This window comes from Fructilactobacillus sp. YLN 2412, assembly GCF_059488745.1.
In genome coordinates this window covers 601,690-620,810 of the sequence record NZ_CM183165.1, presented here as the reverse complement: position 1 = coordinate 620,810, position 19,121 = coordinate 601,690, and the positions used below count along the sequence as shown (strand labels likewise).

Sequence of the window (19,121 nt, the reverse complement as noted above, 5' to 3'; positions counted from 1 at the left end):
TCCTTTAATTTAATGTTCGTTTGACAGTATCGACGCCTGATATCATTTTAATTGTATCGACAACCTGTTCTAGTTGAGATATATTCTTAACGTTCATTACCAATGATACTGTTAATGCAATACCATCATGAATCTTACCATCAATGGAAGTTAGCTTAGCTGGACTATTATTAATTTTTTTTATAATTTCATTCAAAATTCCATTTCGATCATCAGTTTCAATTTTCAACTTCGTTGGATAATCAATTCGATTATTTTGAACATTTCCCCAATGAGACGCAATTGTTCGATTACTGGCATCATTGTCAATATTATTACAATTTAATCGGTGAATTGTAATTCCACGGCCTTTGGTAATATACCCAACAATGTCATCACCTGGAACTGGAAGACAACAATGCCCCATTCTTACTAAAACATTATCAATTCCTTCAATAACAACGTTATCTGCTGGATGATTACCTTGATTTTTTAATTCTTCATTTTTAGTTGAAAAAGATTGATGTTGTTCCAATAATTCCTTTTCGGCTTGTCTTTCATCATCTTTTTGTTGCTCACTACGCAAGTTACTAGTAAAACGATTTATAACTCCATTAACATGAATATCACCAAAACCTAAGGCGGCTAGTAAATCATCTCTTGAACGATAATGCATTTCTTCTAAGACCCGATTCCAATTTTCATTACTTAAAATTTCATTAGTTTCAAATCCAGTTTCTTCCAAATTATCATTCAAGATTTCCGATCCAACTTTAATGTTTTCAGTACGATTTTTCTTTTTAAAGAAAAGTTTGATTTTATGTTTAGCACTATTTGTATGTACCAAATCAAGCCAATCTTTCCCAGGCCCTGTTGAGTTAGCAGAAGTAATAATCTCAACAATATCTCCGTTTTTAATTTGATCATCAAGAGAAACCATTTTCCCATTTACTCGTGCACCAGTAGTTTTATCTCCAACTTGAGTATGAATAGCATATGCCATATCTAGAGGCCCAGCTCCCTTAGGTAACTCCATTACATCTCCATTAGGGGTAAAAGCATAAACATGATCTGAAAATAAATCTCCTTTAACGCTATCCATGAATTCAGAAGCATTATCAGTTTCTTCTTGAATCTCAATAATTCGCTTGAACCAATTTAGCTGAACATTATTTTGATCACTTTTAACTTCGTCTGTTTCGCCTTTTTTATAAGCCCAGTGGGCAGCAACCCCATATTCAGCAATCTGGTGCATTTCTTTAGTTCTAATTTGAATCTCAAGTGGTTTACCTTCAGGTCCAACAACTGTAGTATGCAATGATTGATACATATTAGATTTAGGCATAGCAATATAATCTTTGAACCGTCCGGGCATGGGCTTCCATTCGGCATGTATAGCTCCTAAAACTGCATAACAGTCTTTTACTGTATCTACAATAATCCTAATTGCTGACAAATCATAAATTTCAGCAAACTTTTTGTGCTTATCAACCATTTTTTTATAAATTGAATAAATATGTTTAGGACGACCATAAATCTCAGCATTGATATCAAAATCTTTAATTGCATTTTGAACTTCTTTAATTGCATTTGTAATATATGCTTCACGCTCATCTCTTTTTGATTTCATTGAATGAGCAATTTCATAGTAAGCATCAGGATTTAAATAGCGAAGCGACATATCTTGCAGCTCCCATTTAACTGATCCCATTCCAAGTCGATCAGCAATTGGAGCATAAACATCGATTGTTTCACGAGCAAAACGTTTTTGACTTTCTAAATCCATTTTATTTAAAGTATCCATATTGTCCATTCGGTCAGCAAGTTTAACAATCATAACTCGAATGTCTTGGCACATTACTAATAATAGCTTACGATAATTTTCAGCTAATTGTTCTTTAGTTGATTTATACTTTATTTTGCTTATTTTAGTTACACCATCGACAATTAATGCAACATCATCACCAAACAATTCTCTTACGTCGCTTAATTCAACATTACTATCTTCCACGATGTCATGTAAAAATCCAGCAGTAACTGTAACTGAATCCATGTTTAAATCAGCTAAAATCCCAGCTACTTGAGTTGCATGAGTAATATATTTTTCACCAGAAACTCGTAGGTTATCACCGTGAGCAGTAGCAGCAAATTCATAGGCTTTTTGAATTGTATCAACTTGTTCTGGAGTCATATTTTCAGCTACTTTATTAAAAATTTCTCCTGGTTTCCAACTTTTTAAACTAGCCATTAATTACACCTCCTTAATCCCAAAATTATTTAGTTAGTTCGTATATTAAATAAATTTATATATATTTTATCATTTTAATTCGGAAATTACAGATACAGCACTTAAAAAAAACAATGGAGCCGTTTCAGTACGTAAGATTCGAGGCCCTAATCCAACGATTTGATAATGCCATTTTTCAAATTGTTGGATTTCATCTGGAGAAATACCACCCTCTGGTCCAAAAAAAGCCAATAAACTTTGATGGGGATTTAATTTTGAAAGTACTTGGATCAACTTACTAGTTTCACCCTTTTTTGCAGATTCTTCGTATGCAACGATGCGTTGATCAGCTTTAATATCTTTCAATTGATTAATTCCAGTCAAATATTCAACCTTAGGAACAAGATTACGATGGGATTGTTCAGCTGCACTTTTAGCAATTTTATGTAATCGCTGAATTTTTTTAACTGCTTTGTTATCCCATTTAGCAACTGACCAAGCAGTTGGCACAAAAATTATTTGTCCAACTCCAAGTTCAGTGGCCTTTTGGACTATCAACTCTGCTTTCCCGCTTTTGGGTAATCCACATATAATTGTTACATTAAGTGGAATTTCAACGTTTCTTTCTGACTCACTTAAAATTTTAACAATTGCCTCATTCTCATTAAATAATTCACCAATATATAATCGATTATCACTTGAAACAAATTCAGCTTTTGATGCCACTGTGGCCCGCATAACTCGTATCCAATGTTTACTTATGTCAGATGGCAGACTAACTTTTTGTCCCACTTTTAAAGGTTGATCCAAAAAATAATGTTGCATTTCAAACCTCCCCTTTTGTAGCAATAATAGAACGCCAATTATCAACGGATGTAACTTGATTGATTATAAATCCATACTTTTTTAATTCATCAATCATCTTATCCAGCTTATCAAAATAAATTCCAGCAGTAATAAAATTACCGCCCTTTTGTAAATGATCTGCAGCTTGAGAAATTAGTGGAAACAATACTTCTGCTAACATATTAGCCACGATTACATCAGCTTTTCCAACAATTCCATCTAATAAACTGTTCACTCCAACTTTAATATTTTGCATTCCATCATTCAAAGAAATATTTTTCTTAGCAGATTCAACTGCAGTTTGATCATTATCCCAAGCAAAAATATCTCCGGCACCTAATTTTCTAGAAGTAATACTTAAAACACCTGAACCAGTTCCTACATCAAAAATAGTTTCATTACCACGCAAAATAGTTTCTAAAGCTTGCATTGCCATTTTGGTAGTAGGATGAGTTCCAGTTCCAAATGCCATCCCTGGATCCAATTTAATGATTATTTGATTTGATTCTCTCTTTTCATAATCTTCCCAAGCTGGAACAATCGTTAAAAATCTAGTTACACGTTCTGCATGATAATACTTTTCCCACGTAGTTGCCCATTTAGCATTATTCAAACTGCGTGCAGTAATTTTGGCAGGCGCTGGATTTAATCCATAAGTTGTCAAATTAACTACTTTAGATTTAAGCTTCAATAAAATAGATTTAATATCAATATTATCAGGAAAATAAGCAATTACAGCAACTGTGTTTAATTCCCGATCATCAATTTGAATACCTTGTGCTCCTACTTCCATCAATATGTTCGAAACAGCTGGAACTGCTTCTTGTTTAGTTATTACTTTGACTTCAATCAAATTTGAATTCATATTTATTTCAGACTCCATTAGTTTTATTTAAAAAAAATGCACCCCCTGCAGGATGCAAAAATCACTTATCTAGACCTAAATCGTCAACCTTTTCCTCATGCGAAGATAGATGAGACTCAAGATATTTCAATAAACCATGCTCAGTTTTAAAAATACGAGGATGACGTTGTTTATGTAAACGTAAATCAATTTCTTTGATTTTTTGTCTTCCAGTCCATCCATGTCCATAGCGCACAATAATTCGATTATTTAAATCATCTTTTCCGAATCGAAAAATATAAACACTATCTGGAGTCATAAGTGGTCTAATATAGCCCTTTTTATAATGATAACCGTTATCTCTTAAAAATTGTTTTGTAATAGCTAACATATTATCCCCTCCGTTTCTTTTTAATTCGTATTCTTCCATATAAGCTCTATTCCAATAATAAGGGAGAAACACCAAAATGGCAAGGATTAATGCGGTTTTGACTGTTTAGTTAACAAAAGACAGACGTAATTGCGTCTGTCTCCGTTTGCAAAATAATTCTATTTTACAATTTCACAGAATTCAATTTTTTCATGGTTAGGACCATAAATATTAAAGAAGCGAATTCCCTTTTCCCAAAATGGACGAGTTTGAATTTCGTTATCAATAACATCCAATCCCATTTCTTTAGCTTCTTTTAAAGCAGCATCTGCATCAGTTGTATTTAATGAAATATGATTAATAGCGCCATCCTTGTCAGCAATTTTATCGCCTTCCCAAGTTTCAATCATCAAATTACCATATTTCATAAAAGCACAACGATTACCTTCATACAAGAACTGACCTGCTTTTTCAAAACCTAATTTTTCGTAAAATGCAATTGTTTCATCTAAATTTCCTGCTGGAATTCCAACATGTTGAATTCCAGTAAAGTAATTATCTAAAGCCATTTTAATATCTCCCAATTATCTTTTATTTTTCACCCATGTGAAAGTTGTAACAACTTAATTATAAAGCATTTTTTTAAATTAATAAAGAATAATTATTTAGTTCTTTACAATTACAACTAATAAAACAAAAGCGTATAATATTGTTATACAATGGGAGGGATTTATTTATGTTAGTTAATGTTCCATTTGAAATTGATGCCGACGGAATTCATGATTTAAAGAAAATTGAAGTTACATTACCTTCTGGAGAAGTGGCTGAACTCGGAGCTGCTACTCTTAACGATATTAATCGTGATCACGAACACTTACTTACAATTATTAAAGATGAAAACCATGAACTTGGAACAATTGGTGAAAGCATTTCTTTTGATGAATTTGGAGAAAAGAACTCATTTCCTGGTAATAAAAAAGTTGTTTTTATGGCTATTCCCAAATAATTTGATTAATTGCTATTTTTAAATAAAAAGGAGAGAACTTACGACGTAGGTTCTCTCTTTTAATATAATTATTAACTATTTATTTTTTCTCAGCTGTTCATTAAGACAAATTATAATTCTTAAAGAACGTTGTTTGTTAGTTCTAGTATTTTCAAGAGCTTCATTCGATTCAGTAAAACTATAAAAATTTGTTACCAATATTTCAGTCTTTCCATAATTTTCAGTTAAAATTTTAATGTTGATAGGATAATCATTTGCATATCGAAAAATTCCAAAAAATTGAATTTCATAATTCTGTATTCTGTATGAATGACATATTTAAAGAATTTTCATTTTGTGCTGGAATTCCAACATAAGTAATCTTTCCACCATGACTAATAACTAATATCTTGTTTAGTAATATTTACATTTACCGCAAGTAATACCTGGTTCCATAACTATTTTGTCTGCACGTTTAAATTTAGTAATCTCGTCTCCAACTTCTACAACAATTCCAGAACTTTAATGACCTAAAATCAATAATTTCTTAACTACAAACTTGTAATTTATGCCTATAGCATAATAATTTATTATTATAAATAATAGTACATTTTAATAATTAAAAATAAAATTTTGCTAACGTTTTCAAATTATTTAATAATCCTTTTTTATATTTTCATATAAAGCTAAGCGTACAATAGTTATGTTAGTAAATATAATTTTATAAAAAGGATCGTGTAAAATGAAAAATCAAAAATTGTCACTTACATCATTAATTCTAATGATTTTTACTTCTGTATTTGGATTCGCTAATATTCCCATTGCATATTACTTAATGGGATATGCTTCGATAATTTGGTATGTTTTAGCTGCTATCTGTTTCTTTTTGCCTTATGCTTTTATGCTAGCTGAATTTGGAGCTGCATTTTCAAATTCTAAAGGTGGAATCTATACTTGGATGAGTAATTCAGTCAATTCTAAATTTGCCTTTATTGGGATTTTTATGTGGTACGCATCTTATATAGTCTGGATGATAAAGACCAGTTCAGCAATTTGGGTTCCTTTATCAAGTGCTATCTTTGGTTATGATACAACATCTCAGTGGCATCTTTGGGGTTTCTCCAATGTTGAAATTATTGGACTACTAGCATCATTTTTAATGATTACGATTACATTTTTAGCATCTCGAGGAATTGATAAAATTAAAAAAATTTCATCTATTGGTGGTATTGCCGCTATGTCAATTAACGTAGTTTTAATTTGTGGCGGGGCAATAATTTTATTATTAAATGGGCATGCCCTTCAGCCTTTTCATTTAAGTTCTATTGTTAATTCTCCTAACTATAATTACAAATCAGTTGTAAATATTTTAAGTTTTGTAGTGTATGCTATTTTTGCATTTGGAGGATTAGAAGCAATTGCCGGGTTAGTTAATCAAACTCAAAATCCTAAGAAAACTTTCCCACGTGGAATTGTGATTGCGGCTTTAACAATTGCTATTGGCTATGCATTAGGAATTTTTATGATGGGATCTTTTACTAATTGGAATCAAGTTCTTGGATCAAATAATAAAGTTAATTTAGTTAATGTTCCATATATAGTTATGAACAACTTTGGATATCAATTAGGCATAGCATTACACCTTTCACGTCAGATTTCTATCCAAATTGGAATTTGGGTTAGTCGTTATGTTGGCTTATCGATGTTTCTAGCTCTTAGTGGAGCATTTATTACTTTAATTATTTCACCAGTCACACAATTGATTGAGGGTACTCCAAAAGAAATATGGCCTAAATCTTTTACTAGAAATAATAAATTTAACATTCCTATCAATGCTTTGATAATGCAATGCATTCTAGTGGTTAGTTTGATTCTATTAATTTCTTTTGGTGGAAAAAGTTCACGAGCTTTTTTTAATATTTTAGTAGCAATGACTAATGTCGCCATGACCATTCCCTATTTATTCATAACATATTCATTTTTAGGTTTTAAAAAGAATCATTCGATTAAGAAACCATTTGTTTTTTACAAATATGCTTGGGAAACTAAGCTTGCTGTTGCAATTGTTCTTCTAACAGTTGGTTTAGCAGTTATATTTACCATTATTGCCCCCGCTATTGATGGAGATTACTTAAATAGTATTTGGATGGTTATTGGTCCAATTATTTTTGGAACAATTGGTTATTTAATTTTCAATCGTTATGAAAATTCAAACAAATAATTAATTATTAAATCAAATACAAAAAAGGACTTACGTATGTAAGCCCTTTTTCTCTATTTCATAAACACTTGTACATCATAATTCATTTTTTATATTATTTAATAAACCGTTCGTCCCATCACCATTACAATTAGGAAAGTATACGATGATACAGAATTTTAGCAATCATTTATCAGACTTTTGATCTTCATCTGTTTGGAGTACCGTCATAAATGCAGCTTGAGGGATATCAACTTTCCCAACTGATTTCATTCTTTTTTTACCACGTTTTTGTTTTTCTAACAATTTTGCTCGACGATCGGGATCACCAGTATGAATTTTAGAAGTAACATCCTTTCGATAAGCTTTAATGTTAGTTCTAGCAATAATTTTTGCACCAATTGCCGCTTGAATTGGGATTTCAAAGTTTTGTCGTGGAATAATTTCTTTTAATTTTTTGACAATTTCTCTGCTTCGTTCTTCTGCAAATTGCTGATGTGAAATAAAACTTAAGGCATCAACTTTATCGCCATTCAATAAAATATCTACCTTAACTAGATCACTTTGACGATAACCGTCAATATCATAATCAAGCGATGCATACCCATGAGTACTAGATTTTAATTTATCAAAAAAATTAAAAATAATTTCCGACAATGGCATTTGATAGATTACATTTACCCTAGCATCATCTAAATATTCCATAGTGACAAATTCACCACGACGAGCTTGACACAACTTCATAACTGCACCAACATAATCATTTGGAACCATAATTGATGCTTTCACATATGGTTCTTTAATATCTTTAATAGCCGAAGCATCAGGCATCTCAGATGGATTTTCAACCTCAATCATATCGTTATCATTCATATCAACATGATACGTAACAGATGGTGCAGTTGTAATCAAATCTAAGTTAAATTCCCGTTCTAATCGTTCTTGAATTACATCCATATGTAATAATCCTAGAAATCCACAACGAAATCCAAATCCTAATGCTTCCGAAACTTCAGGTTCAAACTCCAATGAAGCGTCATTTAATTTTAATTTTTCTAAAGCTTCACGTAGATCTTCAAATTTAGCATTATCAGTAGGATACAAACCAGCATATACCATTGGAATCATTTCTCGATAACCAGGTAAAGCTTTTTCTGTCGGATTATTAGCATTGGTCATGGTATCACCAACACGAGTTTGATTAATGTCTTTGATACTAGCGGTTACATAACCAACGTCTCCCGCCATTAAGTAACCTCTAGGAATTGGATGTGGAGAGTTAACTCCTACTTCTGTAACTTCATACTCGCTATTACTATTCATTAAGCGAATGTGATCTCCAGCTTTTACTATTCCATCAAAAAGACGAACACTTAAGACCACTCCACGATAATCATCATAGATTGAATCAAATATTAATGCTTTTAAAGGTGCTTCGATATTTCCAGATGGTGCAGGAATTTTTTTAACAATTTCTTCTAATAATTTATCAACATTTAAACCAGTTTTAGCACTAACTTCGACAGAATCACTAGTATCAATTCCAATCACATCTTCAATTTCTTGTTTTACTTTTTCTGGCTCAGCAGAAGGAAGATCAACCTTATTAATAACTGGTAAAATTTCGAGATCATTATCTAAAGCTAAATAAACGTTAGCCAAAGTTTGAGCTTGAATTCCCTGAGTAGCATCAACAACTAACAAAGCTCCTTCACAAGCAGCTAAACTTCGAGAAACTTCGTAAGAGAAATCGACGTGTCCAGGAGTATCAATTAAATGAAACACATAATCTACTCCATCTTTTCCATGATAGGTTAACTCAACTGCATTTAATTTAATGGTAATCCCACGTTCTCGTTCAAGATCCATATTATCCAATAATTGAGCTTTCATATCACGTTTTGAAACCGTATCAGTCATTTCTAAAATTCGATCAGCTAAAGTAGATTTACCATGATCAATATGTGCTACAATCGCAAAGTTTCTAATCTTTCTTTGCTTTTCTTCCATTTTTTGGTAGTCCACGTTTATTCCTGCTTTCTAATTCGTTATTCCATATAGCTAGCTCAATTATAACAATGGCATTGAAATTAAACAATAAGGGAAGGATTTTCATCCTTCCCTTAGTTAATTATTTAAGTTTATCTTTCAATTTTTCAAAAAAACCTTTGTTTTGTTCAGAGTTATCGCCACTAGCTTCGGCAAAAGCTTTTAATGCTAGCTTTTGATCACTGTTTAATTTCTTAGGAGTTTCAATAGTAACTTTGACTAATTCGTCACCCTTTGAATTTCCATGAAGGCGAGGAGCTCCTTTACCTTTTAATTTGAAAACAGTTCCAGTTTGCGTTCCGGCAGGAATTTTTAATTTGCCATTACCGTAAACCGTTTTAACATCTATTTCATTTCCTAAAGTTGCATCAGTAAATGAAATTTTCTTATTATAGTAGATTGTTGAACCATCACGTTGAAATTCTTTGCTTGGAAGAACACGGAAAACTACGTATAAATCACCGTAAGGTCCGCCATTATCTCCAGCATTCCCTTGTCCTTGTAGACGCATTTGCTGTCCTTCTTCGACACCAGCGGGAATATTAACTTCAACTTCATGTTCTTCTTCAATTTTTCCGGTTCCACCACATTTTGGACATTTATCTTTAATGATTTTTCCAGTTCCACCACATTTTGGACATGGAGCTTGAGTTTGCATTTGTCCCATAGGTGTATTGATTGTTTTAGCAATCATTCCCGAACCATGACATTCTGGACAAGTTTCCGGATGGGTTCCTGGCTTAGCCCCAGTTCCGTGACACTCAGGACATTGAGCTTGACGGTGATATTTAATTTTGGTCGTTTTTCCAAAAATAGCCTCTTCAAACGTCAAGGTTAATTGATATTCTAAATCACTTCCACGACGAGGAGCAGATGGATCCTGTTGTCTTCTACGTCCGCCTCCGAATAAATCACTGAAAATGTCAGAAAAATCACCATAATTAGCACCACCAGCTCCACCAAAACCACTGCCAGTACCACCTCCACCAAATCCTTGTGGACCATCTGCTGATCCATATTGGTCATAGTTAGCACGTTTTTGCTTATCACTTAAAACTTCATAAGCTTCTGTTATTTCTTTAAATTTTGCTTCAGCATTAGGTTCCTTACTAATATCTGGATGATATTTTTTGGATAAGTGCCGATATGCATGATTGATATCTTGTTCAGATGCATCTTTTGAAATCCCTAATACATCATAATAGTTTTTATCAGCCATTATTTTGCCTCCAAATCAAATAGTCGATTTCTAAAGCAAAAAGCCAAAGCATTTCTAAAAGACTTTGGCTTTTCACAAATTATTGAACTTTTAGAATCAGATTATTTTTGATCTTCATCTTTAGTTTCATGGAAATCACCATCAACAGTATTTCCATCATCTTTTTTTGATGCATCGGCATTACCGGCAGCATCTCCACCTTGAGCTTGTTGTTGTTGATACAACTTGACTGCAACGGCTTGAACTTTTTCATTTAAAGCATCTTTTTTAGCTTTCATGTCATCAAGATTGCCATCAGCTTTAGCTTTCTTTAATTCTTCTTCAGCATCTTTAACACCCTTGATTTCATCTTCAGAAACTTTACCTTCAACATCTTTCAAAGTCTTGTCAGTTTGGAAGATTAATTGGTCAACTTCATTGTTTAAGTCAACTTCTTCTTTTTTCTTCTTGTCTGCTTCTTCGTTGGCTTTAGCTTCCTTCATCATCTTATCGATTTCATCGTCAGAAAGACCGCCTGAATCTTTGATAGTGATTTTTTGTTCTTTACCAGTTCCTTTATCTTTGGCAGAAACGTTTACAATTCCATTTTTATCAATATCAAAAGTAACTTCAATTTGAGGAATTCCACGTGGAGCTGCTGGAATATCTGTTAATTGGAAACGACCTAATGACTTATCATCAGCTGCCATTGGACGTTCACCTTGTAAAACATGAATATCTACGGCTGTTTGATTGTCAGCAGCAGTTGAGAATGTTTGTGATTTTGAAGTAGGAATAGTTGTATTCTTTTCGATTAACTTAGTGAATACTCCACCCATTGTTTCAATACCTAATGACAAGGGTGTAACATCAAGTAAAACAACGTCTTTAACGTCACCAGTCAAAACTCCACCTTGAACAGCTGCACCAAGAGCAACAGCTTCATCAGGATTAATTGAATGATTAGGTTCTTTGCCAGTCCATTCTTTAACAGCTTCTTGAACAGCAGGAATACGAGTTGAACCACCATTTAAAATAACTTCATCAATATCACTAGTACTTAATCCAGCATCTTTCAATGCGTTTTCCAAAGGTTCTTTAGTCTTATCAACTAAATCGGAAGTTAATTCGTTAAATTTGGCTCTGCTAAGAGTTGTTTGCATGTGAAGAGGTCCATTATCATTTGAAGCGATGAAAGGAAGACTAATTTCTGTTGAAGTAACACCAGACAATTCTTTCTTTGCTTTTTCAGCAGCATCTTTCAAACGTTGTAAAGCCATCTTATCTTGTGAAAGATCAATGCCATGTTCCTTTTTAAATTCAGCTACTAACCAATCAATGATACGTTGGTCAAAGTCATCCCCACCAAGATGAGTATCACCATTAGTTGAAAGTACTTGGAAAACACCATCACCTAATTCAAGAACAGATACATCAAATGTACCTCCACCTAAATCATAAACTAATACCTTTTCATCTTTATCTTGTTTGTCCAAACCATATGCCAAAGCTGCGGCAGTTGGTTCATTAATAATCCGTTTAACATCAAGTCCGGCAATTTTACCAGCATCTTTAGTTGCCTGACGTTGAGCGTCATTAAAGTAAGCGGGAACAGTAATTACAGCCTCGCTAACTGTATCGCCAAGATAGTCTTCAGCGTAACCCTTGATATATTGAAGAATCATTGCTGAAATTTGTTGTGGAGTATATTTCTTTCCATCAATATCAACAGTGTAGCCTTCTTCACCCATGTGACTCTTAATTGAACGAACAGTATTAGGGTTAGTGATTTCTTGTCGTTTGGCAACTTCACCGACTTGAATTTCACCATCTTTAAATGCAACTACAGATGGAGTTGTTCTTGAACCATCAGGATTAGTGATGATTTTTGGTTTTCCACCTTCCATAACTGCAACAGCTGAGTTAGTAGTACCTAAATCAATACCAATAATTTTATTACTTGCCATTTTAATACTCCTTTTTTAATTTATTTTAATTTTTATAGATAATTGCAACTACTGTGCCACAACTACCATTGCTGGACGGATCACCCGACCAGCAAGTTCATAACCAGTTTGTAAAACTTGTACTACTGTACCACTTGGATGTTCTTCACTAGCAGCAACAGTTTGCACTGCCTGATGAAGTTCTGGATTAAAATCAACATCTGCAGCGTCAATCTCACTAATATTATTATCAGTTAAAGCTTTTTTTAGATGTTTGAAAACCATTTCAATCCCCGATTTTAATTGTTGGCCACTTTCGTCATCAACTTTAACCTCTAGGGCACGTTTTAAATCATCCATTGCTGGAATAATATCCTTTGCAAGTCCTTGAGCCCCAAACTTAGCAAGATTACTTTGTTCTTTTTGATTGCTCTTTTGCATATTTTGAATTTCTGCTTGAGCTCTTAAATAATCATTTTGTGCTTCATCAAGTTGTTTTTTTAAATTTACAACTTCACCATCTTCAGCAGCTACATTCTTATCTTCCTTAGTAACAGCTTCTTGATCTTCTTTTATATTTTCTTTTTCATCTGAATGTTTATCTGCCATAATCATTCTCCTTTACTGATCATAACTGTGATAATAATTTTTGATTTGTTCTTGCATTTCAGTACGAAACGCATCAACTAATCCTAATATTTTAGGATATTCCATCCTAGTCGGACCAATAACTGCAATTCGACCAATACCATGAATTCCAACATCATAAGTCCCTGCAATCAGGCTATAATCTTTCAAAATATCGTCTTGCAACTCAGAACCAATTTGAACTGAAATTGGTTGAGAACTATGATTCAAAATTTCAGTTAAACGCGAATTTTCATTCAAAAATGAATATAACGGTTTAGCATTTTTTAAATCATGATTTTGATTAAATAAATTTAATCTTCCACTTACAAAATAACGATCAGAAACAACTTTTTGGATCAAATACTTAAATGCATTTAGAATAGGAGTTGTATCTTTAATATATAGTTTCAAATTATCAAAAAAACCATCTTGAATTTTAATCATAATTTGGCTCGTCGTTAACCCGGAAAGATGATGATTCAAAAGATTAGTAGACATTTCAATCTGGCTAGCATTTACTTCTTGTTTAACCAAAAAAGACTGACTTTCTACTTGTTCATTTTCCATTACAATAACCGCCATTAAATGGTGGTCATTTAATCGAACCAATTGAAAATGATTGATAATATCATTACTTGGATTTTCAGGACTAAAAGTCATTGCTGCATAATCCGTTACTTGAGAAAGAATCTTTGCCGATTGACGTACAATATCATCAATTTGTCGAAAAGATCCACTCAATGAAGTACTAATATAATCTCGATATTTATTATCAAGAGGTAATGGCTTAGCCAAATTATCCACATAATAACGATATCCCTGAGTAGAAGGAATTCTTCCAGATGACGTGTGCACCTGATCAATTAAATGATAATTACTTAAAATAACCATTTCATTCCGAATGGTAGCCGAACTAACATTAATTGGTAACTTCTTTGCTAAAGCTTTAGAACCAACTGGATCTCCAGTTTCAGAATAATAATCCACAATGTACTTAAGTATCAGGTTCTGTCTCTCAGTGAGCATTCCCATCACTCCTTTTTAGCACTCTCTCTTCCCAAGTGCTAAGGTACATTTATACTTTATCAAGGAATGTAATAAAGGTCAAGAATGATGCTTATAATTTAACAGTTTAATTTAATAAAATTGCGAGCATCAATTTCATCCTGTTGTAATTGTTTAATTAACTCTTTTTTGCCATTATATTTAACTTCATTTCTCATTTTAGACATCCATTGTACCTGCACATGATTGCCATAAATATTCTGGTTAAAATCAAAAATATTTATTTCTAATGTGATTGGGTTTTGACTACCAAAAGTAACATTTCTACCAATCGATGCCATGCCTCCATACCATTGTTGTCCAACCATAATTTTAACAACATAAACTCCTTCAACTGGCATTTGTTGCAAATTACTATATTCAATATTAGCAGTTGGAAAACCTAATGTTCTACCACGGGCAAACCCATGCACCACGGTTCCACTAGTTTCAAATCGATATCCTAAAAGATGATTTACAGTTTCAATGTGACCAGCTTCCAAATTTTTCCTAATCCTAGTCGAACTAATCTTTTTCCGATCAAGTTTATCAGCCGGTACTGTTACAATTTTAAATCGATCTTTAGCGTAGTTAGGCAAATCCGACATCTTAGCATTTTTAGCCCCATACGTGTGGTCAAACCCTGCTACAACTGTTTGAGGATCTAATCTCAACAAAAAATCATCGACAAATTTTTGGGGATTTTGTGACTGAAACTGATAGTTGTAATTTACTTGATAAACAATATCCACACCTAAATCTTGAAATAGTTGTTGTTTTCGATCCCAAATAGTTAAATAACGAGCGGCATTGCCTTTTAATTTATGGTAAACCAATGCGGGATGGTGGTCGTAAGTCAAAACTGCTAAAGGAAGTCCATTTTTATCTGCGATTTTTTTTGCAGTTTTGATAACTTCTTGATGACCTAAATGGACACCATCAAAAAAACCCATTGCAATTACAGCTGGTTTTGTTTTTAAACTATTATTAATTGAATCCGATAATTTAATTACCTGCATAACCAATCCTCTAATCAAGATTAAACATTTTAAATGGTTTATATCTATTATTTTCAGCATCTTTATAATAAAGCGCTCTAGTCTTTTCATTATATCTTAAAACTATTTTAGCTTCAGTAGTATTAACTTCTCTAGTGTCAATAAAACCGCCATGCTGAACTAATTCCCATTGTGATTTGGAAAGTTCAACTTGTGGATAGGCTTTGAGAGCATTATCGATGGGATAAACCAGCTTTTCAATTTCATTGTGCTTGGAAGCTGTTTCTAATTGTGAAAAAGTTACGGTTTGATTTAAATTAAAACCCCCACTTTCAATTCTAGTTAATTGTGACATCACAGCAGGAATATTAAATTGCTTGCCAAAATCAACGGCTAAGGTTCTAACATAAGTACCTTTACCACATTTGACTTCAAAAAAGATAGTTTGCGTTTGAGTTGTTTCGTCAATAATACTATTGCCAAGTTGTTTGAAATAATCAATTTTAATTTTTCGTTTAGGACGTTCAACCTCTTCACCATTTCGAGCATAATCATATAATCGACGCCCTTTAACTTTAATTGCTGAAAACATTGGCGGGATTTGAATTGTTTCTCCAATAAATTTTTTTAATCCAGTTTCTATTTGATTCGTTGTTAGTGGGGTAAAATCATGATTTTCTGCAATAATTTCTCCGTCCAAATCTTCGGTAGTTGTTGCAAATCCAAGAGTAATAGCACCTCGATAAATTTTCCCTGATGCCATTAAATAATCAACTATTTTAGTTCCATGCCCTAAACAGATTGGTAATACACCATCAACATTAGGATCCAAAGTTCCACTGTGGCCAACTTTTTTTTGATGCACAATTCCTCTGATTTTACTTACACATTTAAAACTGGTCATTCCTATCGGTTTATATAATGGAATAATTCCAGAAATCATTTTTATATCACTCCTTACTTAGATATGTACGCAAAAATGACTGAGAAATAAATTCTCAGTCATTTTATTTATTCTTTTTTGTTCAAATCATTAATCATTTGGTCAATTTTACTTCCATATTGAATCGATTGATCACGTTCAAAATGAATTTCCGGGGTAACATAAATGCTCAAACGATGTCCTAATTCACCACGAATTAATCCAGTTGCTTTATCAAGTCCCTTTTGAACGTTTTCTTGTTCTTTTTTGTCATCTGATAAAATACTGTAATAAATCGTTGCTTGTTGCAAATCACCGGTCGCCTCCACGCCAGTAATTGTAACACCTTTAACTCGAGGATCACGAACACGTTTTAATAAAATATCATCGACTTCTTTTTGAATTTCTTGTTGTAATCTTCCTACACGATACTGTGCCATAATTACTCTCTTTTCTAAACCCTATTTAGGGGCTACTTCTTTCATATGGTAAGCTTCCACAACATCTCCAACTTTGATGTCATTATAGTTTTCGATAGTAAGACCACACTCATGACCTTGTTTAACTTCTTTAACATCATCCTTGAAACGTTTTAAGCTTCCAATTTCTCCATCATATTTAACCACACTATCTCTGATTAAACGAACTTTACTGTCATTAGTGATATAACCATCACTAACCATTCCACCAGCAATTGTTCCAACGGCAGCTGCTTTATAAATTTGTCTAACATCAACGTTTCCAGTAACTTCTTCTTCGTAAGTTGGATCAAGTTTACCCTTCATTGCAGCAGTAACATCGTCAATTGCATTATAAATAACTTGGTAAAGACGAATATCGACATTATCAGTTTCTGCCTGGTTCTTAGCCTGTGGAGTTGGACGAACATTAAATCCGATGATGATGGCATTACTTGCTTTTGCTAATGCAATATCACTTTCATTAACAGCACCAACTGAAGCATGAATAACATTGACATTAACCCCTTCAACATTAATCTTTTTCAAACTATCTGCTAAAGCTTCAACGGAACCTTGAACGTCAGCCTTAATAATAACATTAACCTGTTTCATATCTTCTTGCTTCATCGAATCAAACAAGTTATCAAGAGTAACTCGATTATTTTGTTTTCGTTCTTCCATTTTTGCTTCTTTAGCACGTTCTTCCCCAGCAGCACGCGCCGTTTTTTCATCATCAAAGACAACAAAACGATCCCCAGCCTCTGGAACATCATTCAATCCAGTTATTTCAACTGGAGTTGATGGAGTAGCGTTGTCTATATCTTGCCCTAATTCATTAGTCATCGTTCTAACACGACCAAAGGTATCTCCAACCACAATTGGATCACCACGATGTAGAGTTCCTTGTTGTACTAACAAAGTTGCAACTGGTCCTTTACCACGGTCAAGACGAGCTTCAACAACCGATCCAGCACCATTTTGTTTTGGATTAGCCTTTAATTCCATCACATCGGCTTGCAATAGAATCATATTTAATAATTCATCAACATTGGTACCATCTTTAGCAGAGATATCTACGAAAATAGTATCTCCACCGTAATCTTCTGGTACTAATCCATATCCCATTAATTGTTCTTTAACATGGTTAGGATTAGCATCTGGCTTATCAATCTTATTAACAGCAACGATAATTGGTGTTTTAGCTTCTTTAGCGTGATCAATTGCCTCAACAGTCTGGGGCATTACTCCATCATCAGCTGCTACCACTAATACAGTAATATCAGTAATGTTAGCACCACGAGCCCGCATTTCAGTAAAAGCTGCATGTCCTGGAGTATCAAGAAAAGTAATTTCTTTATCATCATGTTTCATTTGGTAAGCACCAATTGCTTGCGTAATTCCGCCAGCTTCTCCAGAGGTGATGTGAGAATGGCGTAAATAATCAAGTAAAGTTGTCTTACCATGATCAACATGTCCCATGATAGTAACGACTGGGGGACGTGGAGCTTGATAGGAAGTGTTTTTTTCTTCTGCCTCAAAGAATTTGTCAATATCTGATACATTGACTTGTTGTTTTTCTTGAGACTTAATTCCATAATCTTCAGCCAAAACCTCAATCGTATCTTTATCAAGCGATTGATTTTGGTTAACCATCATACCTAACATAAACAACTTTTTAATAATCTCAGCTGGTTCACGATGCAAAATTTTACCAATATCTTGAGCATTCATACCATCAACATATACTAAAGTTTCTGGTAATGGACGGTTTTTACGAACCGTAGGCTGTTTCTTGTGATTTTGTCTAATTCGCTGATTTTTAGAATACATATTACTAAATCGGTTATTATGATTATTCCGATTACGACGCTTCTTTTTATTATTACGATTTAAACTACCACCGAACTTACCATTTCCACTACTAGCTGGTTTACTCTGGGTATTGTTATTGCTTGAAGTATGGTTAGTGGGTTTGTTGATGCTATTACTACTGTTACTCGTATGATTATTAGTAGAATTATTGGTACGATTATGATTTACCTTAGTAATTGGACCATGATAAGCATTATGTTGATTATGATTAGAGTGATTATTTCTTGAATTATGATTTTGCTTGCTTTGACTATCACTATGTGGCTTAGGTCTGCTAGTTTGAGTATTCGTTGACTTACCCTTTGTATGTGTTTGGTTTACAGGCTTATTATGTTGAGTATTACTATTTGTAGACTGTTTTGCCACCGTTTTTTTACTCTCCGTTTTATGATTATTTAATGCACCACGAACCTTCTTTTCTTGTGCTTCATCTAGTGAAGACATATGGTTTTTTACATCAAAACCATTTGATTGTGCAATTCCAAGAACTTTTTTGCTTGGTACATTAAGTTCTTTAGCTAATTCATAAATTCTTTTTTTAGCCATAAAA

At 33.3% G+C, this 19,121-nt stretch carries 17 protein-coding genes; 2 read left to right on the top strand and 15 right to left on the bottom strand.

Annotation, left to right across the window (positions count from 1 at the left end):
- Positions 1–4: 4 nt before the first annotated feature.
- The 5 genes from AC0GLR_RS02990 to AC0GLR_RS02970 all read right to left on the bottom strand — a co-directional run bounded on the left by AC0GLR_RS02990 (position 5) and on the right by AC0GLR_RS02970 (position 4,835).
- Complete coding sequence (locus AC0GLR_RS02990; RefSeq protein ID WP_495605289.1) at positions 5–2,227, bottom strand: RelA/SpoT family protein; 2,223 nt, start codon at positions 2,225–2,227, stop codon at positions 5–7.
- A gap of 69 nt (positions 2,228–2,296) precedes the next feature.
- On the bottom strand, positions 2,297–3,031 hold the full coding sequence (locus tag AC0GLR_RS02985; RefSeq protein ID WP_495605288.1) for an RsmE family RNA methyltransferase: 735 nt from the start codon (positions 3,029–3,031) through the stop codon (positions 2,297–2,299).
- Position 3,032: 1 nt separating this feature from the next.
- Complete coding sequence (gene prmA / locus AC0GLR_RS02980) at positions 3,033–3,917, bottom strand: 50S ribosomal protein L11 methyltransferase (RefSeq protein WP_495605287.1); 885 nt, start codon at positions 3,915–3,917, stop codon at positions 3,033–3,035.
- Positions 3,918–3,978: 61 nt separating this feature from the next.
- Positions 3,979–4,287, bottom strand: a complete 309-nt coding sequence (locus AC0GLR_RS02975; protein ID WP_495605410.1) for a hypothetical protein — start codon at positions 4,285–4,287, stop codon at positions 3,979–3,981.
- A 158-nt stretch (positions 4,288–4,445) separates the two neighbouring features.
- Entirely contained in the window at positions 4,446–4,835 is a 390-nt protein-coding gene (locus AC0GLR_RS02970; RefSeq protein ID WP_495605286.1) for a VOC family protein, read from the bottom strand.
- 167 nt (positions 4,836–5,002) lie between these two features.
- Here AC0GLR_RS02970 and AC0GLR_RS02965 point away from each other — a divergent pair, with 167 nt between their 5' ends.
- Complete coding sequence (locus AC0GLR_RS02965; RefSeq protein ID WP_495605285.1) at positions 5,003–5,272, top strand: hypothetical protein; 270 nt, start codon at positions 5,003–5,005, stop codon at positions 5,270–5,272.
- Between the two features lie 393 nt (positions 5,273–5,665).
- Here the strand turns inward: AC0GLR_RS02965 and AC0GLR_RS02960 are convergent, their stop codons facing one another.
- Complete coding sequence (locus AC0GLR_RS02960; protein ID WP_495605409.1) at positions 5,666–5,740, bottom strand: hypothetical protein; 75 nt, start codon at positions 5,738–5,740, stop codon at positions 5,666–5,668.
- A 253-nt stretch (positions 5,741–5,993) separates the two neighbouring features.
- Here AC0GLR_RS02960 and yjeM point away from each other — a divergent pair, with 253 nt between their 5' ends.
- Positions 5,994–7,472: a glutamate/gamma-aminobutyrate family transporter YjeM gene (yjeM, locus tag AC0GLR_RS02955; protein ID WP_495605284.1), complete on the top strand. Its 1,479-nt coding sequence runs from the start codon at positions 5,994–5,996 to the stop codon at positions 7,470–7,472.
- Between the two features lie 165 nt (positions 7,473–7,637).
- Here the strand turns inward: yjeM and lepA are convergent, their stop codons facing one another.
- The 9 genes from lepA to infB all read right to left on the bottom strand — a co-directional run bounded on the left by lepA (position 7,638) and on the right by infB (position 19,117).
- Entirely contained in the window at positions 7,638–9,461 is a 1,824-nt protein-coding gene (gene lepA / locus AC0GLR_RS02950; RefSeq protein WP_495605408.1) for a translation elongation factor 4, read from the bottom strand.
- A 121-nt stretch (positions 9,462–9,582) separates the two neighbouring features.
- Entirely contained in the window at positions 9,583–10,719 is a 1,137-nt protein-coding gene (dnaJ, locus tag AC0GLR_RS02945) for a molecular chaperone DnaJ (RefSeq protein WP_495605283.1), read from the bottom strand.
- Between the two features lie 101 nt (positions 10,720–10,820).
- Positions 10,821–12,665: a molecular chaperone DnaK gene (gene dnaK / locus AC0GLR_RS02940; protein ID WP_495605282.1), complete on the bottom strand. Its 1,845-nt coding sequence runs from the start codon at positions 12,663–12,665 to the stop codon at positions 10,821–10,823.
- Between the two features lie 48 nt (positions 12,666–12,713).
- Positions 12,714–13,253: a nucleotide exchange factor GrpE gene (grpE, locus tag AC0GLR_RS02935; protein ID WP_495605281.1), complete on the bottom strand. Its 540-nt coding sequence runs from the start codon at positions 13,251–13,253 to the stop codon at positions 12,714–12,716.
- Between the two features lie 12 nt (positions 13,254–13,265).
- Positions 13,266–14,300, bottom strand: a complete 1,035-nt coding sequence (gene hrcA, locus AC0GLR_RS02930) for a heat-inducible transcriptional repressor HrcA (RefSeq protein ID WP_495605280.1) — start codon at positions 14,298–14,300, stop codon at positions 13,266–13,268.
- A 98-nt stretch (positions 14,301–14,398) separates the two neighbouring features.
- A complete protein-coding gene (gene ribF / locus AC0GLR_RS02925; protein ID WP_495605279.1) occupies positions 14,399–15,337 on the bottom strand; it encodes a riboflavin biosynthesis protein RibF in 939 nt (312 codons plus the stop codon).
- A gap of 10 nt (positions 15,338–15,347) precedes the next feature.
- Positions 15,348–16,259: a tRNA pseudouridine(55) synthase TruB gene (gene truB, locus AC0GLR_RS02920; RefSeq protein WP_495605278.1), complete on the bottom strand. Its 912-nt coding sequence runs from the start codon at positions 16,257–16,259 to the stop codon at positions 15,348–15,350.
- Positions 16,260–16,327: 68 nt separating this feature from the next.
- On the bottom strand, positions 16,328–16,678 hold the full coding sequence (rbfA, locus tag AC0GLR_RS02915) for a 30S ribosome-binding factor RbfA (RefSeq protein WP_495605277.1): 351 nt from the start codon (positions 16,676–16,678) through the stop codon (positions 16,328–16,330).
- 21 nt (positions 16,679–16,699) lie between these two features.
- Entirely contained in the window at positions 16,700–19,117 is a 2,418-nt protein-coding gene (gene infB / locus AC0GLR_RS02910) for a translation initiation factor IF-2 (RefSeq protein ID WP_495605276.1), read from the bottom strand.
- Positions 19,118–19,121: the final 4 nt, after the last annotated feature.